22 protein-coding genes are annotated in these 26,486 nt (G+C 49.7%); 19 read left to right on the top strand and 3 right to left on the bottom strand.

What is annotated here, in order from left to right; genetic code table 11:
- Positions 1-136 precede the first annotated feature (136 nt).
- From ACFQ03_RS05305 to ACFQ03_RS05280, 6 genes are all read left to right on the top strand, one after another.
- Complete coding sequence (locus ACFQ03_RS05305; protein WP_379286593.1) at positions 137-1,096, top strand: ABC transporter permease; 960 nt, start codon at positions 137-139, stop codon at positions 1,094-1,096.
- Positions 1,097-1,135: 39 nt separating this feature from the next.
- Positions 1,136-2,059, top strand: coding sequence for a carbohydrate ABC transporter permease (locus tag ACFQ03_RS05300; protein WP_144933028.1), 924 nt, complete (start codon positions 1,136-1,138; stop codon positions 2,057-2,059).
- Positions 2,060-2,183: 124 nt separating this feature from the next.
- Positions 2,184-3,719 carry an extracellular solute-binding protein gene (locus ACFQ03_RS05295; RefSeq protein WP_144932955.1) on the top strand — a complete coding sequence of 512 codons (1,536 nt, stop codon included), beginning with the start codon at positions 2,184-2,186 and terminating at the stop codon, positions 3,717-3,719.
- Positions 3,720-4,106: 387 nt separating this feature from the next.
- On the top strand, positions 4,107-4,949 hold the full coding sequence (locus ACFQ03_RS05290) for a sugar phosphate isomerase/epimerase family protein (protein ID WP_144932957.1): 843 nt from the start codon (positions 4,107-4,109) through the stop codon (positions 4,947-4,949).
- Positions 4,950-5,162: 213 nt separating this feature from the next.
- A complete protein-coding gene (locus tag ACFQ03_RS05285) occupies positions 5,163-7,358 on the top strand; it encodes an ABC transporter ATP-binding protein (RefSeq protein WP_379286590.1) in 2,196 nt (731 codons plus the stop codon).
- Positions 7,355-7,855: a DUF1854 domain-containing protein gene (locus ACFQ03_RS05280; RefSeq protein WP_379286588.1), complete on the top strand. Its 501-nt coding sequence runs from the start codon at positions 7,355-7,357 to the stop codon at positions 7,853-7,855. The genes ACFQ03_RS05285 and ACFQ03_RS05280 overlap by 4 nt, the downstream gene beginning before the upstream one ends.
- Positions 7,856-7,976: 121 nt before the next feature.
- Here ACFQ03_RS05280 and ACFQ03_RS05275 read toward each other — a convergent pair whose 3' ends face one another.
- On the bottom strand, positions 7,977-10,046 hold the full coding sequence (locus ACFQ03_RS05275; protein ID WP_144932963.1) for an LTA synthase family protein: 2,070 nt from the start codon (positions 10,044-10,046) through the stop codon (positions 7,977-7,979).
- 293 nt (positions 10,047-10,339) lie between these two features.
- Here ACFQ03_RS05275 and ACFQ03_RS05270 point away from each other — a divergent pair, with 293 nt between their 5' ends.
- From ACFQ03_RS05270 to ACFQ03_RS05220, 11 genes are all read left to right on the top strand, one after another.
- Positions 10,340-11,404 carry an ABC transporter substrate-binding protein gene (locus ACFQ03_RS05270; protein ID WP_144932965.1) on the top strand — a complete coding sequence of 355 codons (1,065 nt, stop codon included), beginning with the start codon at positions 10,340-10,342 and terminating at the stop codon, positions 11,402-11,404.
- Between the two features lie 5 nt (positions 11,405-11,409).
- Positions 11,410-12,186, top strand: coding sequence for an ABC transporter ATP-binding protein (locus ACFQ03_RS05265; RefSeq protein WP_144932967.1), 777 nt, complete (start codon positions 11,410-11,412; stop codon positions 12,184-12,186).
- Between the two features lie 6 nt (positions 12,187-12,192).
- A complete protein-coding gene (locus tag ACFQ03_RS05260; RefSeq protein WP_144932969.1) occupies positions 12,193-12,987 on the top strand; it encodes an ABC transporter permease in 795 nt (264 codons plus the stop codon).
- A gap of 179 nt (positions 12,988-13,166) precedes the next feature.
- Complete coding sequence (locus ACFQ03_RS05255) at positions 13,167-14,048, top strand: ATP-dependent DNA ligase (RefSeq protein ID WP_144932971.1); 882 nt, start codon at positions 13,167-13,169, stop codon at positions 14,046-14,048.
- 112 nt (positions 14,049-14,160) lie between these two features.
- Entirely contained in the window at positions 14,161-14,874 is a 714-nt protein-coding gene (locus tag ACFQ03_RS05250; RefSeq protein ID WP_144932973.1) for a FadR/GntR family transcriptional regulator, read from the top strand.
- Positions 14,875-14,996: 122 nt separating this feature from the next.
- Positions 14,997-15,728, top strand: coding sequence for a (Fe-S)-binding protein (locus ACFQ03_RS05245; RefSeq protein WP_379286583.1), 732 nt, complete (start codon positions 14,997-14,999; stop codon positions 15,726-15,728).
- On the top strand, positions 15,725-17,254 hold the full coding sequence (locus ACFQ03_RS05240; protein ID WP_144932977.1) for a LutB/LldF family L-lactate oxidation iron-sulfur protein: 1,530 nt from the start codon (positions 15,725-15,727) through the stop codon (positions 17,252-17,254). Before ACFQ03_RS05245 ends, ACFQ03_RS05240 begins: the two co-directional genes overlap by 4 nt.
- Positions 17,254-18,036, top strand: coding sequence for a LutC/YkgG family protein (locus ACFQ03_RS05235; protein ID WP_379286580.1), 783 nt, complete (start codon positions 17,254-17,256; stop codon positions 18,034-18,036). Before ACFQ03_RS05240 ends, ACFQ03_RS05235 begins: the two co-directional genes overlap by 1 nt.
- A gap of 192 nt (positions 18,037-18,228) precedes the next feature.
- Positions 18,229-18,786 carry a DJ-1/PfpI family protein gene (locus ACFQ03_RS05230; protein WP_379286578.1) on the top strand — a complete coding sequence of 186 codons (558 nt, stop codon included), beginning with the start codon at positions 18,229-18,231 and terminating at the stop codon, positions 18,784-18,786.
- Positions 18,787-19,024: 238 nt separating this feature from the next.
- Complete coding sequence (locus ACFQ03_RS05225; protein WP_379286576.1) at positions 19,025-20,626, top strand: glycoside hydrolase family 18 protein; 1,602 nt, start codon at positions 19,025-19,027, stop codon at positions 20,624-20,626.
- 133 nt (positions 20,627-20,759) lie between these two features.
- The gene (locus tag ACFQ03_RS05220; RefSeq protein ID WP_186328178.1) at positions 20,760-20,921 is read left to right on the top strand and encodes a hypothetical protein; all 162 of its coding nucleotides are present in this window, start codon (positions 20,760-20,762) and stop codon (positions 20,919-20,921) included.
- 139 nt (positions 20,922-21,060) lie between these two features.
- Here the strand turns inward: ACFQ03_RS05220 and ACFQ03_RS05215 are convergent, their stop codons facing one another.
- Entirely contained in the window at positions 21,061-21,930 is an 870-nt protein-coding gene (locus tag ACFQ03_RS05215) for an endonuclease/exonuclease/phosphatase family protein (RefSeq protein ID WP_144933029.1), read from the bottom strand.
- Positions 21,931-22,224: 294 nt separating this feature from the next.
- Positions 22,225-23,217 (bottom strand): L-glyceraldehyde 3-phosphate reductase, encoded by a 993-nt coding sequence (mgrA, locus tag ACFQ03_RS05210; protein WP_379286574.1) that lies wholly within the window; start codon positions 23,215-23,217, stop codon positions 22,225-22,227.
- A gap of 286 nt (positions 23,218-23,503) precedes the next feature.
- On the opposite strand from mgrA, the gene ACFQ03_RS05205 reads away from it, so the two are divergent.
- Both ACFQ03_RS05205 and ACFQ03_RS05200 read left to right on the top strand, forming a co-directional pair.
- Positions 23,504-24,106, top strand: coding sequence for a TetR/AcrR family transcriptional regulator (locus ACFQ03_RS05205; protein ID WP_144932989.1), 603 nt, complete (start codon positions 23,504-23,506; stop codon positions 24,104-24,106).
- Between the two features lie 95 nt (positions 24,107-24,201).
- On the top strand, positions 24,202-26,418 hold the full coding sequence (locus ACFQ03_RS05200; RefSeq protein ID WP_144932991.1) for a N,N-dimethylformamidase beta subunit family domain-containing protein: 2,217 nt from the start codon (positions 24,202-24,204) through the stop codon (positions 26,416-26,418).
- Positions 26,419-26,486: the final 68 nt, after the last annotated feature.

The following is a 26,486-nucleotide window of genomic DNA, read 5'->3' as shown; positions in this document are numbered from 1 at the left end:
TCCGCTATTCATCGGCCCCCATTACGGGTAAACTTGGAAGCATAGAAAAAAGCATTCCTTTTTTAGGTTTTATGTAGGAGATTTTCTCCAATAGCTACACACTCAGAAAGAAATTTACGGATTTAGGGGGAATTCAATGAAACCGACAACAAGAACGCCGCCAGTCATTCCAGCCTCCCGCAGAGGATATTGGGGTCAATTAGGGGCAGATATCAGGAAGGATTGGGATTTATATGTCGCTTTGATCCCGGGAATTCTGTTTTTGCTTCTGTTTAAGTATACACCCATGTATGGAATCATTATTGCTTTTAAAGATTTTAATATTTTCACAGGATTTGCGGACAGCCCCTGGGTGGGGATGGACAATTTTAAAAGGCTGTTTACCTCGCCTGATTTCGTCAACGTATTCAAAAACACGCTGATAATCTCCTTATATAAAATTGTATTTCTGTTTCCTCTTCCGATCATCGTTGCCATTTTAATGAACGAATTAAAGAACATGATCTTTAAGAGGACAATTCAGACTATTGTCTATTTGCCGCATTTTTTATCCTGGGTTATTGTAAGCGGTTTATTTATCGACCTTCTTTCCACCAACGGCGGCTTAATCAACCGGATGATTGTAGCGCTGGGCGGAGAACCGATAGCATTCTTCCTGGACCACACGATATTTCGCTCCGTGCTGATCACCTCAGCCGGATGGAAGGAACTTGGCTGGAGCACTATTGTTTACTTGGCGGCCTTGAGCGGAATTGACCCGCAATTATATGAAGCGGCCAGAATTGACGGGGCCAACAAGTTTAAGCAAATTTTATATATTACTTTGCCGGGTCTGACGCCGATTATTCTGCTGATGTTTATCCTCCGCCTGGGTAGTATTCTTGAAGCGGGGACTGAGCAAATTCTCGTTATGTACAATCCGAACGTTTACAATGTCGCTGATGTTATAGGTACCTATGTCTACCGGGTGGGGCTGGGTGAGCAAGACTACAGCTTCTCGACGGCCGTTGGCTTGTTCGATTCGGTTATCGGCTTCATTCTGATCATTACAGGCAACTACTTATCCCGTAAATATTTGCAGAGAGGCATATGGTAAGCGATTTTGCGTAACGAGAGGGGAGATCATGACATGGATATGCCAGAAACAGCTTCTGTAAAGAAGAAAAATAGAAACGCCATTAAAGAATCGATAGGAGAAAAAATATTTTATTTCTTCAATTACATTTTTTTCATCCTATTTGGAGTAGTTACTCTGTTTCCGTTCCTGAATCTCATAGCCAAATCATTAAGCAGTGAGGCGGCGGTTATTTCCGGAATGGTCACAATATTCCCGGTGGATCTTCAATTCGGAACCTATAAATATGTACTTCAGGATTCCATGTTTCTTAATTCCTTTAAAGTTTCGGTATTTATTACGGTCGTAGGTACGGCGCTCAGTCTGTTCATGACCGCATTGGCCGCATACCCGCTATCCAAGCCGAGACTCCGTGGACGGAAATATTTCATTCTGATGTACGTGTTTACGATGCTGTTCAGCGGCGGATTGATTCCGACCTACCTGCTGATGCATAATCTGGGGCTGATCAATCAGCTTCCGGTACTGTTCCTGCCCTCGATGATCAGTGTTTTCAACATGCTGATTATCAAGAACTATTTTGAAAGCCTGCCGGAAAGTTTGGAGGAATCGGCCAAGATTGATGGGGCCAGCAATCTGAAGATTTTATATAAAATCACATTGCCCTTATCCATGCCGGTTTTTGCCACAATCGCCTTGTTCTATGCCGTAAGCTTCTGGAATGATTTCTTTGCTTCCATGATTTATATCAACAGCCCGGAGAAAAAGCCGATGCAGCTTTATTTGAAAGAACTGCTCGTATCCGCTAGCGATGCTTTTATATCCGGAGGAAATGTCGTCAATATCGATGCGGCCATGAACATAACTCCACAAGCGATCCAGGCGGCATCCATACTGTTGGCCACGATCCCCATCTTGCTTGTGTACCCGTTTTTGCAGAAATATTTTGTGAAAGGCGTACTGATCGGTTCGGTCAAAGGATGATGGGATTCATTGTTACCGTGCCAAAAAGAAAGCATGGAAAGGCGGTGATCATTTCTCCTAATCGGATAAGAACTGAAGGAATTTCATAATGAAATCTTTGAAAAGAAGAAAGGGAGGTTCATCCATGCAATTTCAATCCAACGTAACTAAAAAGATGCTGTCTTCCGTTTCCATCGCCGCATTAGCCGTGACAGTGGCGGCTTGTGGAGGAGGCGGGAACGATAATAAAGGAGCTGCCCCGACCAATTCTCCGGCCGCTTCCGAAGCCCCGAAGAATGAAGGGGGCGATAAGGCGGAAAAGCCTCAACTGCGCCAATTGCTGCCTTTTGAACGCTTCGATCCGAATAAGGATCCCGTGGCCGCCTACTTGAAGGAGAAGACGGGATATGATGTCAAATACGATCAGCTTCCCGCCGAGAATGCCGATGAGAAGCTGAACCTGCTGATGGCTAACCAAGAGGCGTACGACTTCATGAAGCTCGGTAAGTCCCAATTCGCCAGGCTGGCGGCTTCCGGCGCGCTAGAGCCGCTGGACGACCTGATTGATAAATATGGTACAAATATGAAACAAGTGATTCATGAAGAGACCTGGAACAGCGTCATTGTTGACGGCAAAAAGTACGGAATCCCGGAAGGAACGGCTGGAACACAGGTAGGTACCGAGCTGGTTGTCCGCCAGGACTGGATGGATGAGCTCGGACTGGAAATACCGACGACCACTGATGAATTGTACAATGTGTTGAAGACGATTAAAGAAAAGAAGAACGTCATTCCTTTAACCGGAGGCAAGGATCCGATGGTTGGGGATATCGCTTCGACCTTCGGAATAACGACGGATTGGGTGGAGCGTGACGGCAAGCTGGTGCATGCCGTAGAGCTCCCAGAGATGAAGGAGTATTTGGCCTTCATGAACAAGCTGTATGAGGAAGGCTTGATGGATCCGGAATGGGGAATTAATACTTCGGCTAAGGCCATCGAGAAATTCTCCAGCGGCAAAGCGGCCATGTACCGGTTAGCTTGGTGGGATGCGGGGAATATCAACAATGCCCTGGCCAAGAACTTCCCGGATGCCAAAATCTCCATCATACCTTTCCTTAAGGATAAAGACGGCAAAACACAGGTTGTCGGTTCGGCCGGAGTTACCTACGTCGTTGCCATCCCTAAATGGGCCAAGAACAAAGAAGATGCGATGAAGCTAATCGATATGAAGCTGGAGAAAGATATTCACAAAGGGCTGGCGATCGGCGAAGAGGGAGTTCACCACGAAATGAAGGACGGCAAATATTACCCGATTCATCCCAAATTCGCGGATGAGTGGAACAACGCAAGTTACTTCCTGACGGGAACGGATCAGGACAATTATCCGATTTACTGGCAGGCACGTGTGCGTAAGGATGAAAATGTGCAGAAGTATTTCGAAACCTATCAGGAGAACGCTAAAGAACATATGGTGATTGATCCGTTAACCTACGCACCTCCGATTGAGGCCATCTCCAAAAACACCCAAAAGCTTGCCAAGCTTAGGGAAGACAGCTTCATCAAATTTATTGGCGGAGTAGAGCCTGTCGACAATTACGATAAATTCCTGGCGCAATGGAAATCCCAAGGCGGAGAGGAAATGATTAAAGCCGCCAATGAGTGGTATCAGTCCAATAAATAAAGCGCGAAAGAGGCGGTTTCTAAAGCAGTTTACAAACGACTGCGAAATGGCCTAAACCGAGAAAACAGTAAAATCTATCTGAGAAAAGAGCGGGGCAAGTGGTCAATTTTTTCCACTTACACTCGCTCTTTCTCTTGCATCGTTGTACAGGGAAGCCGTGCGCCTGCTCCAGATGCCCGTTGAGCTGAATGGGGCTGAAAATCGCAAACCGGCTGTCGGGAGAGCTCTATTTTCCGGCTAAATTCGGCTGTTCAACGGCGAGAAAGCCGCCGAAAGAACCGAAATCGCTGCTTAAGAGCATGGACCGGATTTCCTGTTTATGGTACTATCGTGTTGAGAATTTAATAATACATGCCGCCGCGCATGGGATGGAAAAGAGGATGAAGGATGAAATATTCTGTATTCACGGTCATGCTCCCCGAGCTATCGCCCCAGGAAGCAATACATGAGCTTAAGAAGGCAGGCTATGACGGAGTGGAATGGAGAGTAACGGCAATCGACCCGGCCAAGCAGGAGGAGCCCCCGTCTTTCTGGGGAAACAATCGGTGTACCGTCGATACTCAATCGTCCGAAGAAGATATTCTGAGCTTGAAGGCGGAGACAGAGCTTGCAGGCTTGGAAATTCCCGCTCTAGCATGCTATTTGCAATGCGGCGATGTGGAAGGAACGGCACGGGGGATGCAAATAGCTCAATGGTTTGGGGCCTCTGCGATTCGGGTTGGTGTGCCGATGTACAATCGAAGTAAGCGCTATCAGGAGTTGTTGGAGGAAGGCCGTTCTTATCTGGAGGAAGTACAGAAACTGAGCCGCCAATATGGCGTCCAGGGATGGATCGAGATCCATATGAACAATATTGCCTCCAGTGCCAGTCTGGCACACAGGCTGGTAGAAGGCTTCGATCCGGAACATATCGGGGTCATCTATGATCCCGGCAACATGGTCTATGAAGGATACGAGCAGTACCGTATGGGCTTGGAGCTGCTGGGGCCTTATCTGGCTCATGTTCACGTGAAGAATGCTCATTGGGTGCGGACTAACGACCCGAACCGTCATATCTGGCAGGCGGATTCCTGTCCGGTCAGTGAAGGAGTGGCGAATTGGAAACAAATCGTGGACGACTTGAAGACGGTCGGGTACGATCGTTGGCTCAGCTTCGAAGATTTCAGCCGCTCAGGAACAGGTGAAGAGCTGCTGGCTCGTAACCTGCAGTATATGAAATCGTTGGTTTAGAGCCGGGCCAGGGGAAGGTCGTTCAAGGCTTGTCTTGACTTTCAAAGGACCATCCGCTCGTATGGGAAATGTAAGGATAGAATGTATATAATTAAAATTTCCCGGCACCATGCCGTGATAACCATGCTAGAATGAAGGTTGGCTTACTTGCTGTCAATGACTGCTCATGAACAACAGCTGCAAGGAACCCGTATTCGTAAGGGGGTTGAAGAAATGAGCGTTCTTGAGAAGGAAAAGATTAATGTAAGCGGAAACAGTCAGCCGACCGACGAATTGGTTTGGGAAGTCGAAGCGAATGTAGACGAGAACGGTACACCGGGGAGAAGCCGGCTTCTGATCACCAGGAGCCGGCTTGAGGTCGTTTCCGAAGAGGGGGAGCTTGTCAGGGAATATCCCTTGTCGTCTGTTAAAGAAGCCCGGATGCTGTCGGCGGTCGGGGGCGGAACGCTTGTTATAGACACAGAGGACGGGGCTGTTGTTCTTGCCCGTTTTACAGCGGAACTGAACAGACAGATGAGCTTCGCAACGAAAACGATCCAAGCACTCATCCAAGGAGAGGAGCTCCCGGTTCCCACCTCCAAAGACATGCCCAGACTATGTCCTACCTGTCAGGAACGGCTGCCGGAAGGAAGCAATCTGTGCCCGACCTGCTCGGATAAGGGGAAGGTTATTTCCAGGCTGCTCAGTTATGCCAAGCCGTATAAGATGCGGATGATAACTGCGGCGTTAATGATGATGGCCGCTACGCTGATGGAACTGATCCCTCCTTATTTGACGAAAGTCATTGTCGATGACGTTCTCCAGCCGAAGCATATCGGCCACGCTTTGCTGTGGCTGGTTATCGCTCTGGCCGCCACCCGGGTTGTTCTTTCGCTGATGCAGACATTGAGGGGGTATATAGGCGTATGGATCGGCGGCAAGCTGATGGGAGATATCCGCAAGGATACATACCAAGCGTTAATGAGGTTGTCGCTCAGCTTCTTTGATCGCAGACAGACATCGCAATTTATAGGCAGGGTGAACAGCGATTCGGAAGCGATGAGGCAGTTTCTGACCGACGGAATCATTTGGATAGCCGGACAATTGCTGATGCTTATCGCCATTATCGGCATGATGCTTAACCTCAATTGGAAGCTGGCTTTGCTGGCCTTGCTGCCCACGCCTCTGATTGTCATTACTTCGCTCTCCATTTGGCCCCGGATTCGGCATCTCTGGTATCTTCAATGGCGTTCGGTCAACAAAATCAATATGCTCGTAGGCGATGCACTGCAGGGGATCCGCGTCGTCAAAGCGTTCGGCCAGGAGACGACCGAGAGGGAGAGATACGGGAGCGCTAACGAGGAGCTGGTGCATCAGACTATCCGTTCGGAAGGTATTTGGTCCGGTGTATTCCCGTTATTTTCCTTGATTACGACTTCCGGGGCGCTGCTTGTCTGGTACTTCGGCGGCTGGCAGGTCATCCGGGACGAGCTGACATTGGGTACTTTGATGGCTTTTACCGCTTACTTGACCATGTTTTTCGGCCCTCTCCAATGGTTCAGCCAATCGATAAGCTGGACCAGCCGTGCGTTAACCGCAGCGGACCGCGTCTTCGAAATTATGGATACGCCGACGGATGTTCCTACCGCCCGCAATGCGGTATCTATCCCCAGGGTAGAGGGCAGGGTCGAGCTGGAGAATGTTTCCTACGGATACGAGAAGCATCATCCCGTTCTCAAAGACATCAGCTTGCAAATCGCTCCGGGAGAGATGATCGGCTTGGTCGGCCATTCCGGAGCGGGCAAATCGACCTTGATCAACTTGATTTGCCGATTTTACGATCCCGATTCAGGGATTATCAGGATTGACGGTATCGATTTGAAACAAATCGACCAGGAAGCCTTGCGCAAGCAGATCGGTGTCGTGCTTCAGGAAACTTTTCTGTTCGACGGCACGATTGCCGAGAATATTGCCTATGCGAATCCAGAGGTAAGCCCTCTGGAGATTATGCGGGCGGCTAAAATTGCGAATGCCCACGATTTTATCGTCCGCATGCCGGATGGGTATGACACCCGGGTGGGAGAGCGGGGCCATCGTCTATCCGGCGGGGAGAAACAGCGTATTGCCATCGCCCGTGCCATCATTCACGATCCTCGCATTCTTATCCTTGACGAAGCTACCGCTTCGGTCGATACAGAGACCGAGCGCCAGATCCAGGAGGCGATCGCCCGGCTGGTCAAGGGAAGAACGACCTTTGCTATCGCCCATCGCCTGTCGACTTTAAGGAACGCCGACCGGCTCATCGTTCTGGATAAGGGGAAGGTGGCGGAAATCGGAACACATGAGGAGCTGTTGGCTCTTGAGGGAGTGTATTACAAGCTGGTGGAGGCACAGAAGGAAATGTCCAAGATCAGAGGGGTGAAAGGATGAGTAACGGATCGTATGAAATCGTGGTGCTCGACGCCGGATCGCTCTCATTCAGACGTACCGAAGGCGGAATGCTGTCGATGGAAAGCAGAGGTACCCTTTATCCGGAGGTCCTGCTGTACCGGGGTTTCCCGCTGTCACGACAAGACGAATATATTTCCGTGCGCGACAGGGAGGGCCTGGAAATCGGAATCCTTGCCGGATTGACGGAGCTGGATGACATGTCCCGGGCGGAAGTGGAGAAGGAGCTTAAGCTGAGGTATTTGCTCCCGCAGGTTCAGCAGATCGTGAGCATCAAGCAGCATTCCGGGATGTGGGTATGGCAGCTGCAAACGTCGCTCGGTCCGATCAAGCTGACGATGCGCAATCTTCACGAGCATGTGCAGCCGATTGCCCGTAAGCGCCTGCTACTGTCCGATATGGACGGTAACCGGTGCGAGATTCACGATTATACCGCGTTGGATCCTCAGAGCCGCAAGCAGCTTATGCGGGTTTTATAGGTTTGTGGCATTTTTTATCCAAATGGACCAGGATACGCCGGAAGGCGATCATCCTGGTCCATTGTTTGTGTCGCAAATGCGGTGGTGGCAATCGGTATTCCCATACGCCAGGCGGCCAGCTTTACTTTACGGTAAACGGCAGCGAATTCGTTTCAACAATGGCGATGGATTGGGAATCGATCAGCTTGATCCTGATGTCGAGACGGCCGGATTTGCCCAGCATATTGGCCGGTACGACGGCTGTCATCGTTTGACGGTCCACGTACTTCGTTTCAAGCGCACCGCCATTTGCATATACCAGCGCCCCGGGGACGAAATTCTTCCCTTTAAGCTCGATCGTTACCGACGCATCCTTGCTTGTATCGGCATAGGTTTCCGCAGGAAGCACCTGTTCCAGCTCCATCGGCCCGCGCCCAAGGATAAAGTTCGGATCGACGATCTGGTCTTCGAAATCTTTATAGCCGTATCTGGCTCCGAACATAATGTCATACTGCAAATATTCGTAGATGCGCATTTCTTCCGCCCACTGTTCATCCCCCGCCTCGGGAAGCAGCGGTGTTTTTTCATATAGAGAGTACAGGAAGTCGGTATAATAGCTGCCTTCTTTCCCGGCTTTGTTCAGCACATAGGGACCGAGGAAGGACGAACTGATATACAGATCCTCCTTCTCATCAGACAGATAGTTGTCCCAGATCACGAAGGGAACGCTGTAGATTTTCTTGAAAAAGTCGGGATCGTTATCCTGCAAATAATTGCTTTCCCTATAGACTTTATAATCGTCGCCGAGCACAGGCAGATGGTCTCCGTAGAAGACGATGATCGTAGGCTCCCCGGAAGCCTCGAAATGCTCAACGAGCATCTTCAGCATGGCATCCGCTCCCGTTAATCCTTGAGCGTATGTTTCAAGCTTTCCTATGGAATCCTCCGAAAGATTGGCTCCCTTCACCTTAATCGTGTTGCCGCCGAATTTCCATGGTTCGTACGGATAATGATTCTCCATCGTATTGGCAAAAACGAAGGCCGGGCCCGGACTGGATTCAATTTGTTCTATAACATTTTTGGCCACCTCGGTGTCGGCCAGGAACGGACCCTTGTATACCGGGTCAAAAAACTCGCTGCTGATATACTTCGAAAATCCGAAATTGCGGTACACCGTTTTGCTGTTGAAAAACCAATTGTGGAACGGATTGACCGAGGCGGTCGTATAGCCTTGTCTCTTAAGAATACTGGCCAGTGAGTCCACCGGATGATTAACATACTGAATGTAAGGAAGAGATCCTTGCTGCAGGAAACGCATAGTATTGCCCGTCAGCACCTCGAATTCCACATTGGCCGTTCCTCCGCCAAATTGCGGGGATCTCATCCAGCCCCCGGTATACTTCTCCTGGATAGAATGGAAGAAAGGAAGCGGATCTTCACTGAACTCTACATCCTTCATGACCGTCGGATCCCAGAACGATTCGCTCAGCACGACGATAATATTGGGATCGACATCGCTTTGATCGGGTCTCCGGGGAATTTCCGCCACCAGAGATTCGATCTTTTCCTTATTATATCCTTCGGGTTCTTCAATCAAGATGAGATCGACATTTAATACGGTTGTCAGTAAAAGTCCGTTGGTCATATAATTGGAAGTCTGATCCCAAGGGATGGTTGAAATGTTAAACGCCTGCTTGACCGGGATCGGCTTGTCCGAATAAACGGAAGTAAAAAATAAAACCGAAAGCACGGCGAGAACGATTTGGGTTTTCCATCGGAATCTCCCTTTAAAGTGCGGGATATGGTAGAGCATCGCATAGCTGCCTGCCAGGAAAATGACAATTCCCGAGATCATGCTGACACTAAAGAGGCTGTTGACATATTGGAGCACATCCTTCGTCTCGCTGCCGAGAAACACGTCCCATGGCAGGAGGGGGACACCCATTATCTTCAGTTTGATTCCGCTTACGATGGCAATGACGATAAATAAGACGGAGGCCAGCCAATAGGCCCATCTGGTTCTTCCCGTCAATGCTGCCAGGATCAGAAGGGAGAAGAAGACGAAGAGATAATTCAAGACAAGCTCCATAGGATTGGTCGTGAGCCAGGACCAAACCGCTTCGATGCTTCCACGGCTGAAAAACTCGACGAACGCCAGAAGCCATAACGAGAGAATAACTATTGGATATAACGATTTTAACTGCTTGCCCATTCCTATCGATCTCCCAATCTATTTGTTTAGATAAAAAAATGTAAAGATTTTGTAAGCATACAAGTCATTATAACATGAGGTATGTATACCATTTCAATTCACTTATAAAGGAAAGTGTAAAAACAGGATAAAAGAGAGCGAGTAGAATTCTTCCAGTTAATTCTCGTAGGTTTTATGCTAAAATAGAATGGATTTTTGATATAAATCATAACGTATGCAGGAGAATGGCGATTGTCGAATACAGTGTATTTGGTCCTATATAAACACATAGAAAAATTGGAGGAAAAGTCAGAATGAAAAAAGGGACAATTGTATTTATGCTGGTGGCTCTCGTATTAACCGTCGTTCTTGCGGGCTGCGGAAAGAAAGAGGAAGTTCAGCCGACGCCGTCCCCTGGCGGGCAGGAGAAGGAAGCGGCTCCGGTATCGGTTAGTATCGGATTATTGAAGCTGACCAGTTCCGCACCTTTATTTATTGCAGTGGAGAAGGGGTTCTTCAAAGAGGAAAATATCGATGCCTCGTTAAAATGGTTTGATGCGGCACAGCCGATCGCGGTCGCTACGGCTTCCGGAAGCGTAGACATCGGTGCAACGGGAATTACCGCAAGTTTGTATAATATGATTGCGGGCGGTCAGAAGCTGACGATCGTAGCCGATAAAGGTAGAGAAGAGAAAGGCTATTCTTCCTCCGCTCTGTTGGTATCCAGCGATTCTCCTATTGCCGGCATCGCTGATTTGAAAGGCAAGAAAGTAGGTATTACCCAAACCGGTTCTACCTATCATTATATGATCGGCAGAATGCTGGAAAATCATGGCCTTACACTTGAAGACATTGAACTGACTCCGCTTAACAGCATTAAAGGATTAATGGACAGCTTGAAGAGCAAGCAGGTAGATGCCGTGCTGCTGAATGAGCCGAATATTTCCGCCGTACTTAAAGACGGTTATGGGAGAGTAGTTGCCCAGGTCGGAGACGAGATTCCTTACCAAACCTCCGGAATCTTCTACTCTCCGAAGTTTGCCGAGGATAAAGATGCGGCTGTACGTTTTCTGAAGGCTTATGCCAAGGCTACCCGCTACTATTACGATGCGGTATTGGTGCAGCAGGATGGCAAAATCGTGCCGGGCGAAAATTATGATGAAGTAGTCAGCATTATTGCGAAGTATACGGACCAGCCGGAAGAGAACATTAAAGCAGGACTTCCGTATATGGATCCGGACGGCAGACTGCTTGCCGAAGATATTCAGACGCAAATCGATTGGTATGCCAAGGAAAAGCTGATCGAAAAGAAGGTAGATTCCAGTACGATCGTTAATACGGAGATGCTGGAGCAAGCGTTAAAAGAATTAGGGAAGTGACCGCAATGAGAGTCGTGATCGAGAATGTGGAGAAGAAATTTATAGACTCCAAGAAGAAAGAAGTAATCGCACTGCAAAATATTAATTTTGCGATCGAAAAGCAGGAATTTGTTGTCCTCGTCGGCCCCAGCGGCTGCGGGAAATCAACGCTCCTGAACATTGTCGGGGGTCTGCTGTCTCCAAGCTCGGGTTCCGTCTATTTCGAAGGGATAGAGAACAATAAAGAGCCGAGCCTTGGCATAGTATTTCAGGAAATAGCCCTTCTGCCTTGGCGGACGGTGTATGAGAATGTTATATACGGCCTTGAGGAGAGAGGGGTCAGCAAGAAGGAGCAGCAGGAGAAGGGCCGGCATTACATCGATATGGTCGGTTTGACCGGATTCGAGTCCGCCTATCCGAAGCAGCTCTCGGGAGGAATGAAGCAGCGGGCAGGAATCGCCCGGGCGCTTGCCATCGAGCCCGATCTGCTGCTGATGGACGAGCCCTTCTCCGCACTGGATGCCCAGACCCGTACGCTCATGCAGGAGGAGCTGCTGACGATCTGGAACCGGACGAAGCTAAGCACACTGTATGTCACGCATAACATTCAGGAAGCGGTCTATCTTGCAGACCGTGTTGTCGTTCTCTCGAGGCATCCGGGCAGAATTAAAGAAATCATTCATATCGACTTGCCGAAAATGGGCAGGGATCAGGAGCAACACCGGAACCGGTTCGAGCATTATGCCGATCAGATCTGGCAATTGATCCGCCATGATGCCCAGGAAGCGTTGAAGGAGGGGTAGGGAGCGATGAAGCAGGAATCCAGACAATATATTAAAAACCGTGTAGCCTTCCTCGATCAGAAAATCCCTGCATACGCTTCTGCAATCGGTGTAGTAGGCTTGCTTGTTCTGTGGGAGATCATCTGCCAGCTAGGGCTCGTCTCGCCGGTAGCTCTTCCGGCTCCGTCCGCCATCGTCATGGCAGGCTGGGAGCTGTTGACGAGCGGTGATCTTCACAAAAATCTGCTGGCCAGCATGTTTCGAATCGGGACCGGGTATGCGATCGGCTCGATTATCGGAATTACGGTCGGGCTGCTGCTCGGCTTCTCCAAATGGGCGGACGCCATTATTTCGCCGGTCGTCTACTCGATTTATCCGATTCCGAAGATTGCTCTTCTGCCGCTGATCATTCTGTGGTTCGGAATCGGCGAGCTGCCTAAGGTATCGATTATCGCACTGGGCGTATTCTTCCCGGTAGTGATCAATACTTTCTCCGGGGTCAAGAACGTCGACCCTATTCTGATCAAGGCAGCGGTAACCTTCGGCTCCAATCACTTTAACGTCATTCGAAAAGTGATTCTCCCGGGCTCTCTGCCGATGATCTTCGCCGGATTGAAGCTGTCCGCCGGTACCTCTCTGCTGCTGTTGGTGGCTGCGGAGATGATAGCGGCTCAGCAAGGGTTGGGATCGATGATTAACCATTACGGGAATCTGATGTTGACCACCAAACTAATGGTGGGTGTGGTTATTCTTTCTCTGCTAGGAGTTATTTTTAACCGCAGCCTGCAGTGGGTGGAGCGGAAGCTTCTTCCTTGGAAATAATCTCGATCGTATATATTGTGTATAGTATTTTAACCGGTTCGTTCACCGTTTAATCCGTGAACGGCCGGTTTTTTCTTATGTTTTGGAGCAAGCGGGCGCTTGATCTGGCAGCAGCCTACCCTGTTTTTCCCTGAGTTATGGGGGAGCAAGACATGTTACAATGGCATTGGTGATCTATTATGATTTATGAACCTATGATTCCGATACGACAAGATAAGCCGTTCGATGATCCGGCCTATTTATTCGAGCCGAAGGTGGAAGGCCACCGGGTGCTGCTGGTGCATCAGAACGGGATAACGCGGCTATTCACCCGTCACGGGCATGAAATCACACACCGCTATCCCGAGCTTGTGCGGGTTCCGGTGAACGAGGATGTTGTGCTCGACGGGGAAGCGGCCTTTATAGATCCTGCGACAGGGAAGCTGGAGCCGGCTCTGGCTAAGGAAAGAATCCGATTGAATAAGCGGAAGCAGATTTATGACGCCCAGAGACTTGTACCGGCGCGTTTTTTTGTATTTGATATTTTGCAGCGGGGTGGAGAAGACTTGCGTCCTCTGCCTTTGGCCGAAAGAAAAAGGCATTTGGAGGAAGCCATCACGGATAACGATTATTTTTACAAGATGAAGTATGTGGAGGGCTGTGGCAGAGCCTTATTTCAAGCTGCGCTTGAACGTGGTGCGGCTGCAGGGGTAGTCGCCAAGCGTATAGACAGCCCTTATATAGCGGGGTTATCTCCCGAGTGGCGCCAAATACCCTGTTATCGGACAGAAAAGGTATATGTGACCGGATATTGCAAACGGGGCTCCGGCTGGTTGATAGGGGTTCAAGCAGACAACGGGGAAATCAAGCCTGCCGGGCTGGTCGGTTCCGACGTAATCATGCCTGACCGGATCTGGTTTGTTAAAGCCGCCGCCAAACAATACTCGGGCGAAGATCATCATTATGTCTACCTGAAGCCCGGCATAGAAGCGGAGCTAACCTTCCAGGGCTGGACGAAGGAAGGAAAGGTGCGGAAGCCCGTCTGTTTGAATAAACCAGCAGCGCTGCGGCTGCATGCATAATTCTGTATAGGGAAGGCCGGCCGCTAACTGCGGAAGCTCTTTCTCTTGCATAGCTTCTTCCTATCGGCAATAATAGAAGGGGTAGGAGTAAAGAACGAAAGAGTTGAACCCAGTGGAAATCAGTAAAATTGCCCATCGTAAAATATATGAGGAAATTGCCGAGCAAATCAAAAAACAAATTATCGACGGCGGGCTTCCTCCGGGCACCAAGCTTCCCTCGACGCGAGAATTGTCTGAAAGTTATCAGGTCGGAAGATCCACGGTGCGGGAAGCGCTGAGCGCTTTGAAAGCTATGGGATTGGTTGATATCCGGCAGGGGGAAGGAAGCTATGTGCGCAGTCTGGAATCCGAAGATTTATCGATGCCGGATCTGGAGTCGCTCCTGTTGAGCAGGAAGACGGTGCTCGAGCTGCTGGAGGCCCGGCAATCCCTGGAAATCTCCAATGCGGGGTTGGCTGCGTCGAAACGAACGGAAGAGGATTTGCAAGCCTTCGAGTCCATTCTGTCGGCTATGGAGAAGAATATCGGAAATGAAGAGGAAGGCGAGAAGTACGACCTGCAATTTCATATGACGCTCGCCCGGGCAACGCATAATTCGATTATGGTGCGTCTCTTGGAGACCATATCCTCCCAGGTCGAGATGGCGATCCGGGGAACGCGAAGACTGGAGCTGTATTCGAAAACTCCCGCTTCCCGCCGCTTATGGATGGAGCATAAAGATATCTTCGAAGCGGTAAAGAAGAAGGACCCCGGTCTCGCCCAGGAAAAAATGAGAATTCATCTTTACCATGTCGAGCAAGTGCTGATCCGCCACCTGAAGCCTTGATTTTAGGGGACGGATCTTTTTTTCTTTAAAAAAAGACTTTAAAATTTCCAACTTATCTGATAACCTGATAACCAGATAGCTATTTTTCGGTCATATCATTTTAAACAGAAGGAGTCCTGCTGATGAGAGTATCGTTATTTATAACTTGTTTGGCTGATCAGCTCTATCCCCAGGTCGGTGAAAGCGTTGTCCGCTTGCTGAACCGGTACGGCTGTGAAGTGGATTTTCCCGAGGGCCAGACCTGCTGCGGACAGCCGGCCTTTAACAGCGGTTATCAGGAGGAAACGAGGGAAGTGGCCCAATCGATGATCCGGGCTTTTGAGAAGAGCGATTATGTTGTTTCCCCGTCGGGCTCCTGCACGGGAATGATTCATCATTTTTACCCTTATCTGTTTCAGGAAGAGCCTGAATGGCTGGCTAAAGCGGAAGCGCTTGCAAAGAAAACATACGAGTTTTCACAATTTTTGGTCCATGTTCTGGGCGTTACGGATCTGGAGGCGGAATTTCCGGCCAAAGTAACTTATCATCCGTCCTGCCATGCGATGAGATTGCTTGGTGTAAGGAACGAGCCGATTGAACTGCTAAAACATGTTCGAGGCTTGGAATATGCAGATCTCCCCTACAAGGAGGATTGCTGCGGATTCGGCGGTACCTTCGCGGTCAAGATGGCGGACATGTCGGAAGCGATGGTTTGCGAGAAGGCGGCCAATGTCTGCTCAACGCAAGCGGAGGTGCTGGTCGGAACCGATATGGGCTGTTTAATGAATATTGGAGGACGCTTGCAGAAAGAGGGCAAGCCCGTCCGGGTCATGCATTTGGCCGAATTGCTGGAGGAAGGAGTGAAGCGTAAATGAGCGGGCACGGAAATCAAGCGGAGATGATGCAGGAGGAGCCGATTGGCTCCGGTCTTAAGAGAAGAACGGAGGAGGCATTGAATAACCCGTTCTTGCGCAAAGCGGTTGCTTTCACCACCGACAAGCTGCGCAGCGGTCGTCTTCAGGCAATGGAGGATTTCGGCAGCTGGGAGGAGTGGCGGGAACGGGGAAGGGCCATCCGGGAGCATACTATCCGTCATCTGGATTTTTATTTAAACCAGTTTGCGGAAAACGTCGTTAAGGCCGGCGGTCATGTTCACTTCTGCCGGGAAGCCGGAGAGGCGGTTAATACCTTCTTGGATATTGCCAAACGGCATAATACGAAGCTTGTAGCTAAAGGCAAGTCCATGGTGTCTGAGGAAATCCATCTGAACCGGCATCTCAATGAGGAAGGGATCGAGGCCATTGAAACAGACTTGGGCGAGTATATTCTCCAGTTGGCCAAAGAGACGCCTTCTCACTTGATTATTCCGGCCATCCATAAAAACAAGGAACAAATCGCCGATTTATTCACGGAAGATTCCGGGGAACAGATGGCGCCGGAGACGTCCACTCTCGCCGCTTATGCGAGACAAAAGCTGCGGCAATATTTTCTTGAAGCCGGGATTGGTCTCACGGGCTGCAACTTCGGGGTTGCAGAGTCCGGCTCGATTACTCTCGTATCCAACGAGGGCAATGGGCGAATGGTCTCGACGATACCGAAGGTCCATGTCGTCATTATGGGTATGGAACGGCTCGTGCCAACGTTCGAGGATTTGGAGGTCGTGCTTAACCTGCTGGCACGGAGCGCCACCGGACAGAAGCTGACCGTTTACACATCCTTGTTGACGGGGCCGAGAGGCGCGGAGGATCTGGACGGTCCGGAGGAGCTTCACGTTATCGTCCTGGATAACGGGCGGTCGGCGCAGTTAGGAGACCCTATCTTCCAGGAGGTACTCCATTGTATCCGCTGTGCGGCCTGTCTCAATGTATGTCCGGTTTACCGGCATATCGGAGGACACACGTACGGATCGGTATACAGCGGTCCGATTGGCGCGGTGTTAACTCCTCTGCTGAAGCAGGATATGAAGGAGGCGGGGCAGTTAGCCTATGCTTCCAGCCTGTGCGGAGCATGCTATGAAGCTTGTCCGGTCAAAATCCCGCTGCATGACATGCTCGTTCATCTGCGCTATCGCAAGGTTAGGCTTAAGATGACTTCTTTGCCGGAAAGGCTGGCCTTCCGAACGTTTCAAACCGCGTTCGGAAATGTGAAAGTGTACCGGATGGCGACTAAAGCCGCTTATTATTTGCAAAAGCCTTTCGGACAGAACGGCATGATTCGCCGCGGCCCCGGACCGCTGGCCGGATGGACGAAATCCCGGTTCTTTCCAATGAAACCCAGGCTGTCTTTCAGGGATAGATGGCAGACGCTGCAGAACGAGCTGAAGAGCTCGGACAGGAAGAAAGGGCAGGCCGCGGAACAGGATCAAAGCCATAATGGCAAGGGCGAGAGGGGGACATACTAATGACCAGAGCAGGAACGATGACGGGAAGAGACGAGTTTATGCGTCATATTGCAGAACGGCTTGGCCGTTCTGTACCGATGACAGAGGCTCCTCAGCATATTCATAAGGGGGCTCCCGAATTTTATCGGGAGCTGCAGCTTAGTCGCGAAGAAAGGCTGGAGCTCTTCATCCGTAACTGGACAGCCTTAACGGGGAAAGTATGGGTAGTGCCCCAATCAGAAGCTCACAGCGGAATCCGGCAATGTTTGGCCGAGGTGCTGGAGGAGCATAGAGTAGCCAAAGTATCACGCTGGGAGCATCCCCGAATCCAGGAGCTGCAATTGGATGAGTGGCTGAACGAGAAAGGCATCGGGGTAGTGCCCTGGAAGGAGGGCCTTTCCACGGAGACAGCGGATGGCTGGGAGCCGGCCCCGCATGCAGCGGGCCCTAACTGGCTGCAGAGAAGCGAGCTGCTTCGCAGGACGGAGCAGTGCCAGTTGGGCATCGTATGGCCGGAATACGCGGTGGCCAATTCGGGCACACTAGTGCTGCTTTCCCACGGAGGCAGCGGTCGGTCGGTCAGTTTGCTGACGGGTATTCTATTTGCGATATTCCATGCAGATCAACTGGTATCACGGATGGGAGAAGCCTTCGCCGGAATTAAGGAAAAGCACCCCGGCATGCAAGGCCTGCCCTCTTCCATCAATCTGATTACCGGCCCGAGCCGGAGTGCGGATATTGAGAATGACTTGACAATAGGTATTCATGGACCGGGCAAGGTTTGCGCCGTCATCCTGAAGTAGAGCAGTGACAGGGAGTACAAAATTGCTTCGAAGCAACCGTCAATTATTATGCCTCGTACCTCGGAATGAAAAAAGCGAATTGAAGTCCCGCATTGCTGACTATTTTCAACTGAACAAGCGGAACTAAAACTGCTTTACATTGGCCTTGTAATAGAGGAAAATAGAGGCAATAAGCCAAGAAGGAGTGATTCGATGTCAAAAAAGATTCTGATCATCACCGGAGACGCCGCTGAGTCCTTGGAGGTCTATTATCCTTACTACCGACTGTTGGAAGAAGGGTATGAAGCCGTGATTGCTTCCCCTACCAAGAAGGTTCTCCACACCGTCGTTCACGATTTCGTAGGTTGGGACACTTATACCGAGAAGCAAGGATATTTGCTGGAATCGCATGTTTCCTTCGATCAGGTCAATCCGGAGGAATATGACGGGCTCATTATTCCCGGAGGACGGGCGCCGGAGTATATCCGTATGGACAAACATGTTCCGTCCATAGTCGGCCACTTCTTTGCCGCAAACAAGCCGGTAGGAGTGATCTGTCACGCGGCTTTAGTTCTCAATGTGCTTGAAGACAAGCAAATTTTCAGCAATCGGACGATGACGGCATATTCCGCTTGCCGGTATGATGTTGAAAGCTTGGGCGCCACCTATACGACAGAAACCCTTCATGTGGATGATAATATCGTGTCCGGCCATGCTTGGCCTGATTTGCCGGGATTTATGCGGGAATTTCTGAAGCTGGTACGAAAATAATATTTAGTAAAAAGAGGCCGTTCTTATGGGGAGCGGCTTTTTGTGCGTTCGGCAGACTATTCTCTGACGCAGGTAAAGTCCTGATGCACTGAAGTTAAGGATACGATTAGTTGATTCAGCACTTCGTAATTGAGTGGACCCGACTTCTGGAAGAGACAGATAGTCAGTCGGATGTTGAAGGCGTTTTCTTGCGCAGCTCTTGAGGAACATCTTACTATCAAGGAGAGGGGAAATACTGATGCAACATTTGATGAGGCGGCTATTGACGTTAGCTATGGCCGCTGCCCTTATATTGGGGATGGCATCTCCGGATGACAGAGTGAATGCCGATGCGGTGAACGAAAATTTAATATGGAATGGAGGTTTCGAAGCCTATAAAGAAGGCTGGGAGGATTGGGGAGCGACAACCGTTGTTGAAGATGGAGCATCCCACATGAGAGCGCTGCAAATCGGTCTCGGGGATGCGGGCAGTGAAGGCGGAATGGCCTGGTATATTGAAGCCAAACCGAACGATACCTTTAAAATTGGCGGTTGGGGTAAAGCTTCGGCAGGGGAGGTAGGCATACTGGGTATAAAAAGCCTGGGAGATAACGGCCCCATTGCCGGCGGCGCCAAAGAACTTCATTATACGGCGAGCGATTACGAATATAGGGAAATTTCTTTCACGGCGGTTCCCGGAACTACAGCGATTATGGTATACCTGTACAAAAACCCCGGACCCGGATATGTGTTCTTCGATGATATTGCCGCATATCCGACAACACCCGGTGATCCGAACCAACCCCCTCAGGAGGAAGCGGTATATATTCACAATCATGCCTATCTTCCCGAAGATTGGTTTTATCTCCCGCAAACCGATAGGCAAATCAGGGAGTATGTGAATCAGCTCAAACAGTATTATATCGAATACCAATTTGCGAATATCGGATTTTTGCGAGAGGATGGAACCTTGGATCCGAATCAAAGCAAAGAGCTGGGGCACTGGATTAAAGTTTCACGGGAGACGGATCCCGATCAGAAGATTATCGCTTGGATCAATGCGGACACCGTCAGACACGTACATGTCGGAACGGAAGAGCATCCTGCCGGCGAAGAAGATAAACAGGCGATGCACCAGCGGATTATTCAATCCGTAAAGAACGCGGTGGATATTGGATTTCTGTATGACGGAAGGTACTACAAAGTGGATGGGATTCAATTCGATATCGAACCGCTTCGTGCCAAATGGAAGGACGATCCTGAATTATTGACATTATTACAGGGCATTAGGCAGGCTGTGGGTCCGGATGTCCATTTATCCATTGCAGGTCCGGCGTGGGACATAGTATGGTCCAATGACTATATTACACAGCTGGCAAATATTATGGATATGCTGAATCCGATGATCTACGATACGAATGGGCCGGACAGTTGGAAACCGACGGTGACTCAGACGGCGGAAGAATATGAAGAATTGTGGAAGAATACAGCGCTGCGCTACAGTAATGCGATTGCGGCAAGCAGCAACCCGGATTGTCAATTCTCACCGATTATGCCGGCGTACGAGACGAAAGGTTATCTCGAAACGGATCCCGATGCGCCGGAATACGGCGAGTTTGTCATCTATCACGATCCGTCTATCGAGAATATTTATCATGCAGCCAGAGGCCTCAAACAAGCGATCGCCGAAGGAGCCGACGTTTACGGCTCGGGAATTTTCTGGTGGGGCACGTTTATTATGACAGAGCCCGATCCGCGGGATCATCAGGATTATTCTCATGCGCGCGAGTGGTGGCTGACGGAGTGGGTTAATAATTCTACATCTAGCAATCCGCCAACTCCGACTGAAATAAATTCTTGATTAACGGCGGCTTCAAGCAAGGAACCGTTCCATAAGCAGGTTAGTGTATGGCTGTACATTTTATACGGATCATTTGGCATTCCCGCTCATAGAATTAGAGTAGAACCTTCTATGGGAAAGGGGTGTAGGCAGGATGGTCCTATTCATCATGATCATGCTTGTGGCCTTCGTATTCCTCGGTCTGTTATGTGTAGCGCTGGTGAAAGGGTTGCAAAAGGATTCTTATGACAGTGACGTTCGGAATCTATGGGAAGCTAATGATATTCAAAAAGACAAGATAGACTACGAGAAGTAGAAAGTCGGCCATCCAATGACAGCTTCAGCCTGCCGACCGTATGTATGCATGAAGACCGGACTTCCATCCTGCAAGGAGGCCCGGTCTTTCGGTTAAAGAGTTAATGAAGGGTGCGTATCTTCGCTAAGCCGCACTGCCGCTATCTGCCATTATTATAGGGAGCCTCTCTCTTTAATGTAATTTCACCGACAATCGGCAAATGGTCGGATGCCAACGTAGAGAGGACTTCCGGATGGGTCAATTCAACATTTTCCGATACAAAGATATAATCTATTCTTGATCTGGGCTTGTCCGCCGGAAAGGTAAAGGCGTCCCCTTGATCTTCGAAACCGTCTTTAAATAAAGTCTTCATCAATCGAATCTCTTCGCTTACCGGGAGGGCATTAAAGTCTCCGGTAATAATAGTTGTCCGATCATATTGGCTTGTAATCGCCAAGATTTCGTCGATTTGCGCGAGACGCTGTTCCGTCGTCAATCCCAGATGGGTGCTGTAGAACTGAATATGATTGCCCTTAACGTTGATGGTTGCTTCCAGTAAACCACGCTGTTCCTGGCCGAAGCTGCTTAACAGATGATTCTCGGAATGGATGATAGGGTATCTGCTCAGAACCGCCGTTCCATATTGCCTGCGCTTTCCTCCCGGCTCCAGCGGGTCCCTGTCCAGATTCGCGCCATAGATATAATGCATTCCCAGAGACTCGGCAAGTTTCTTGGCTTGATCTTCAAAATTGCTTCTGGCCGAATAATGACGATCCACTTCTTGAAGCCCGATTATATCGGCTCCCGATGCTCTGATTTCATTCGCTATCCGGTCCAAATCAAGCACCTGATCCATCCCGACTCCATGACGGATGTTGTAGGACATTACTTTAATCGTAACTTCCTTTCCCCGGCCTTCACCAGAGAGTGGTGCTGCTGCAGAGGGGGTGCCGTTTTCGGAGGCTCCCGCGGTGGTGACGAGCGAAGCCAGGAACACTAAAATCAGCAGAATAGAGGCCAACTTCTTCATTTTCACATTCCATCATCCTTTCTGTTAAAGCGTTTACATAATTACCGTCTTCTGGTGGATCGTTATCCCATCCCTCCCTAATCCTGTTAATTTCAATCCACTTTAATTATATCATTTGTCTGTTTTTTTAGTAGAGTTAATTTGTTGTCGCAACAGAATTTATAAATCAAGTTTCGTAAAGGGAGTGCACGATTTTAGATCATTCTCAACTTTTGATGATATTCACTTGTCAACGCATAAAAAAATGCACCGAACCGGAAATTCGATGCAAAAATGTAAAGTTTTTTGACAGGCTCAGCTTTTTAGAATATCGTCGATTCGCGTCAATTCCTCCGAACTGAAGTCCAGATTCTGAATGGCGGCGGCATTCTCTTCTATTTGACTGACACGGCTGGCGCCGATTAGGGCCGAGGTCACTTTTCCTTCACGCAGCACCCAGGCCAAAGACATCTGGGCCAGGGATTGCCCGCGTTCAGCGGCCAATTCGGCCAAGAGACGGACTTTAGCGATTTTCTCCTCTGTCACGTCTTTTTCTTTAAGGAACGAGCCTTCCTTAGCCGCACGGGAATCGGCCGGAATTCCTTTCAAATATTTGTTGGTCAGCAGTCCCTGCGCCAACGGGCAGAAGGCGATGCAGCCGGCCCCTCCATCCTGCAGAATATCCTGCAATCCGTCCTCAATCCATCGGTTAAACATAGAGTAGGAGGCTTGATGTATAAGGAGCGGGGTGCCTAACTGCTTCAGAATGCGGATGGCTTCGCGAGCCCGCTCTTCCCGGTAATTCGAAATTCCTATGTACAGTGCCTTCCCTTGGCGGACGATTAAATCCAGGGCGGCCATCGTTTCTTCGAGCGGTGTATCGGGGTCGGGCCTGTGATGATAGTATATATCCACGTAATCGAGCCCCATTCTCTTCAGGCTCTGGTCCAGACTCGCCACCATGTTTTTCTTGGAGCCCCACTCCCCATACGGTCCAGGCCACATATAAAAGCCTGCTTTGGTAGAGATAATCATCTCGTCCCGATAAGCCCGGAGATCGGATTTAAGCACTCTGCCGAAGGTTTCCTCCGCAGATCCCGGCGGCGGCCCGTAATTGTTAGCCAGATCGAAATGGGTAATTCCAAGATCGAAGGCTTTGCGAATCATGGCCCTCGAATTTTCGTAGACATCGGCGCCCCCGAAATTATGCCACAGTCCTAATGAAATAGCCGGGAGTTTTATCCCCGATTGGCCGCAGCGGTTATAAATCATGGTTGAGTAGCGTTGGTTATCAGGCAAATAACTCAACTGGATTACCTCCTTTGTCTGAAGATTTCCTATTGCACGTTGTGTTAGCAGTTAAAAGAAAGAAGCTTTTAAACATGATAGCGTATAACTCAATCATTGAACAGGTGGAAATTTCCGATAGGATAGGGATATATTCAGATTTATTGAAGAACTGATAAGCTATGATATATACAGCGGCAATTAAAAAGAACAGTTGAAAAAATTACCAATATGCGTTACTGTTATGACTATAAAGTCATTATTTGAATATCAAATTCAGAATCTGTTTGGAGGCGCTTATAAATATATGGTGCAAAGGAAAGGTTCGTTGAAAGAACGGCAGCGTCAGGAAAGGGAGCAATACATCTTGCAGGCGGCGGAAGAAATCATGCTGGAGAAGGGTTACCACCATACGAGCATGGATGAAATCGCAGACCGGGTTGGAATTGCCAAGGGGACACTCTATTTGCATTTTACACGTAAAGAGGAACTGGCTTATGCATTGGTAGAGCCGAAGCTCAACATGTTTCTGGAAAGCGTGCAGCAAGCCCGGGCTTATAACGGTACGGCACAGGAGAAGCTGATTTATTTGTTGGAGAAAGAAATGTCAGGCGCATTTTTTCAGTTTATGCTGCGGAGCGATCCGGATTTGGCCTCTGTATTTAAAGCACAACAGCAGCGGATCGATGGATTGATTGCAGAGATATTTGGCGGTATAGGGAAGATTTTGGATGAGGGAAAGGAAGCAGGCCTCTTTGATCGGGAGCTTCCTAACGAGATGATGGCCTTTCAGTTTATAAACATGTTCGATCCGCATCTGTATCTGAAAATGGTGGAACAACAGCAAATGAGCAAAGAAACCTTTATCCGCCATGTTGCCAAAGTCTATCTGCGCGGAATTGAACGTTGATAAAGGAGGTGCTGCCCCGAGCAAATTACCCCTTCGCTTCAGACTGTTGTTCTTTCCATGTTGTAATCGAGTCTTACAAAATAGGAGGAGATACAATGAAACAGGAAGCGCTTAACATTACCGGGTACGCGGATCAGTTCAGTGTAATGCCGGGGGAACAGGTCAAGGTTATGGTCAGTACGACAAGCAAAAGCTATAAGGTGAACGTCGTTCGTCTATGCGGCGGGCTGATGGATGCGGAGAGCGATGATTTGCCCGTGGAGACTGTGCAAGCCGAGTGCAATCGAGTCTATCCGGGGCGCGTACAGGAAATCGAGGCAGGTTCCTATGGCGAATTGCCGGTTCCCTCCGATTGGATGCAGGGCGGAGAATTCACGGTTCAACTATGGGCTTGGCCGACTTTGACGACAGGGGCGGTACATCCGCAGACGCTCTGGTCCGTGTCGGCGACGAACGGCACGGCCGGAGGACGGCTTGTCCTTGAGCAAGATGGTCAACTCGCGCTGATGCTTACAGACTGTGCGGGGCAGTCGGCGGTTGTTCGTACGGAGCGGCCGCTTATGGCGAAATCGTGGTATTTTATCGCTGTACGTTATTCGGCCGAATCAGGAGAAGCGGCACTGTTGATTGATCATCAGGATCAATGGATGCCCGAACGGGATAGGCAGTTTATTAAACGAAAAGCAGCATTGGATTTCTCAAATTTGTTAACGGGTGCAGTCGTGCTGGCCGCTCAATATCAGGAGGGCAGGAGACAGCATTATTATAACGGCAAGCTGGAAAACCCGCGTTTTTTTCGTACTGCTCTGGATGATGAACAGCTCGAACAGCTGTATTCAGCACCGGAACTTTCGGCAAGTATGAGAGCAGAGTGTGCGGCATGCTATGATTTCAGTCAATTTATTTCGTCCAGCCGCCTAATCGACTGTTCGGGCGGACAAAATGACGGCCGGTTATATCAAGCGCCGGCACGAGCGGTGACAAGTCATAATTGGACTGGTGAATATGCGAGCTTTAAAGAAGCTCCAGACCAGTATGCCGCTGTTCATTTTCATGACGACGATTTATGCGATGCGGGCTGGGATGCCGATTTTGTCTGGAAAGTGCCGGACGAACTGCGGAGCGGAGTCTACGCTTTTCGTTTGGAGACGGAAGCCAGCGTCGATTATGTGCCATTGTTTGTACGTCCGGGCAGACAGACTGCCAAAGCAGAGGTCGTCTATTTGGCCCCAACTAATACGTATCTGGCTTATGCGAACGAACGACTGTATGAGCAGGCTCAAGCTTATATGGGAGACGATTATGTGCTTCCGGAGCAGGACCGGTTTCTGTCCGAGCATCCGGAGTTGGGCAAATCGATCTATGACTTGCATAATGACGGCAGTGGTGTACAGTACAGCTCCCGCTTGCGTCCGATTTTGAATATACGGCCTCATTACCGCAATTGGCGTGCAGTAAGGCATTTTTCAGCGGATTTATATATAACCGGTTGGCTGGAAAGGCGGAAGCAGCCTTATGATGTCATTACGGATGAAGATTTGCATCGGGAAGGGCAGGAGCTTCTGGCATCTTATAAAGTGATTATTACGGGCAGCCACCCCGAATATTGGACGCGTCCGATGCTTATTGCGCTAAAGCAATATTTGGCTGCCGGCGGTCGGCTGATGTATTTGGGCGGGAACGGGTTTTATTGGGTAACCAGTCTGGATGCAGACCGTTCTTACTTGCTTGAAGTACGGCGTGGCAATGCCGGTACAAGATCGTCTGATACACCGCCGGGGCAAATCTATCATAGTACAACCGGCGAGCCCGGGGGCTTATGGCGGCATTACGGTTTTGTGCCGCAGAGCATCGTCGGAGTTGGTTTTTCTGCGCTGGGCGGTATTAACGGCTGCGGATACAAGCGGCTTCCGGACAGTCATGATCCGGCGGCGGCGTTTATATTCGAAGGGATCGGGGAGGATGAAATCATCGGCGATTTCGGTCTCGTTATGGGCGGAGCGGTAGGGGATGAAATTGACCGCTTCGACCATGAATTAGGTACGCCCAAACATGCGCTGCGATTGGCGACCTCGACCGGTCTGGACGATTACTATCAAGTAGTCCATGAAGATTTGCTGTTCACAGCGCCGGGGCAAGGGGGGCTTGAAAGCCCGCTCGTGCGTGCCGATATGACCTATTTTGATATTGCCGGCGGCGGTGCGGTTTTCTCCGTTGGTTCCATTAACTGGGCGGGCAGTATAGCCTGGAATAATTACGATAATAATGTGGTCCGAATTAGTGATAACGTATTGCGCCGTTTCTTGTCATAATGGCCGTGGCACTCCTCCTGACAAGGCGTCTTGGTTCCGAAATGTTGGTGTGGGGCTGTTCTGAACAA

The organism is Paenibacillus residui, from assembly GCF_042677205.1.
Classification (GTDB): domain Bacteria; phylum Bacillota; class Bacilli; order Paenibacillales; family NBRC-103111; genus Paenibacillus_L; species Paenibacillus_L residui.
The sequence above is the reverse complement of the archived record's forward strand: the minus strand, read 5'-3'. Positions and strand labels throughout refer to the sequence as shown.

Coding starts and splice junctions, on each gene's coding strand:
- ACFQ03_RS05285 (WP_379286590.1), top strand. CDS start 5,163: ATGAGCGTTCTTGAGAAGGAAAAGATTAATGTAAGCGGAAACAGTCAG.
- ACFQ03_RS05275 (WP_144932963.1), bottom strand. CDS start 10,046: ATGGGCAAGCAGTTAAAATCGTTATATCCAATAGTTATTCTCTCGTTA.
- ACFQ03_RS05280 (WP_379286588.1), top strand. CDS start 7,355: ATGAGTAACGGATCGTATGAAATCGTGGTGCTCGACGCCGGATCGCTC.
- ACFQ03_RS05270 (WP_144932965.1), top strand. CDS start 10,340: ATGAAAAAAGGGACAATTGTATTTATGCTGGTGGCTCTCGTATTAACC.
- ACFQ03_RS05305 (WP_379286593.1), top strand. CDS start 137: ATGAAACCGACAACAAGAACGCCGCCAGTCATTCCAGCCTCCCGCAGA.
- ACFQ03_RS05200 (WP_144932991.1), top strand. CDS start 24,202: ATGAAACAGGAAGCGCTTAACATTACCGGGTACGCGGATCAGTTCAGT.
- ACFQ03_RS05205 (WP_144932989.1), top strand. CDS start 23,504: ATGGTGCAAAGGAAAGGTTCGTTGAAAGAACGGCAGCGTCAGGAAAGG.
- ACFQ03_RS05230 (WP_379286578.1), top strand. CDS start 18,229: ATGTCAAAAAAGATTCTGATCATCACCGGAGACGCCGCTGAGTCCTTG.
- ACFQ03_RS05225 (WP_379286576.1), top strand. CDS start 19,025: ATGCAACATTTGATGAGGCGGCTATTGACGTTAGCTATGGCCGCTGCC.
- ACFQ03_RS05235 (WP_379286580.1), top strand. CDS start 17,254: ATGACCAGAGCAGGAACGATGACGGGAAGAGACGAGTTTATGCGTCAT.
- ACFQ03_RS05255 (WP_144932971.1), top strand. CDS start 13,167: ATGATTTATGAACCTATGATTCCGATACGACAAGATAAGCCGTTCGAT.
- ACFQ03_RS05295 (WP_144932955.1), top strand. CDS start 2,184: ATGCAATTTCAATCCAACGTAACTAAAAAGATGCTGTCTTCCGTTTCC.
- ACFQ03_RS05290 (WP_144932957.1), top strand. CDS start 4,107: ATGAAATATTCTGTATTCACGGTCATGCTCCCCGAGCTATCGCCCCAG.
- ACFQ03_RS05300 (WP_144933028.1), top strand. CDS start 1,136: ATGCCAGAAACAGCTTCTGTAAAGAAGAAAAATAGAAACGCCATTAAA.
- ACFQ03_RS05245 (WP_379286583.1), top strand. CDS start 14,997: ATGAGAGTATCGTTATTTATAACTTGTTTGGCTGATCAGCTCTATCCC.
- ACFQ03_RS05215 (WP_144933029.1), bottom strand. CDS start 21,930: ATGAAGAAGTTGGCCTCTATTCTGCTGATTTTAGTGTTCCTGGCTTCG.
- ACFQ03_RS05265 (WP_144932967.1), top strand. CDS start 11,410: ATGAGAGTCGTGATCGAGAATGTGGAGAAGAAATTTATAGACTCCAAG.
- ACFQ03_RS05240 (WP_144932977.1), top strand. CDS start 15,725: ATGAGCGGGCACGGAAATCAAGCGGAGATGATGCAGGAGGAGCCGATT.
- ACFQ03_RS05220 (WP_186328178.1), top strand. CDS start 20,760: ATGGTCCTATTCATCATGATCATGCTTGTGGCCTTCGTATTCCTCGGT.
- ACFQ03_RS05260 (WP_144932969.1), top strand. CDS start 12,193: ATGAAGCAGGAATCCAGACAATATATTAAAAACCGTGTAGCCTTCCTC.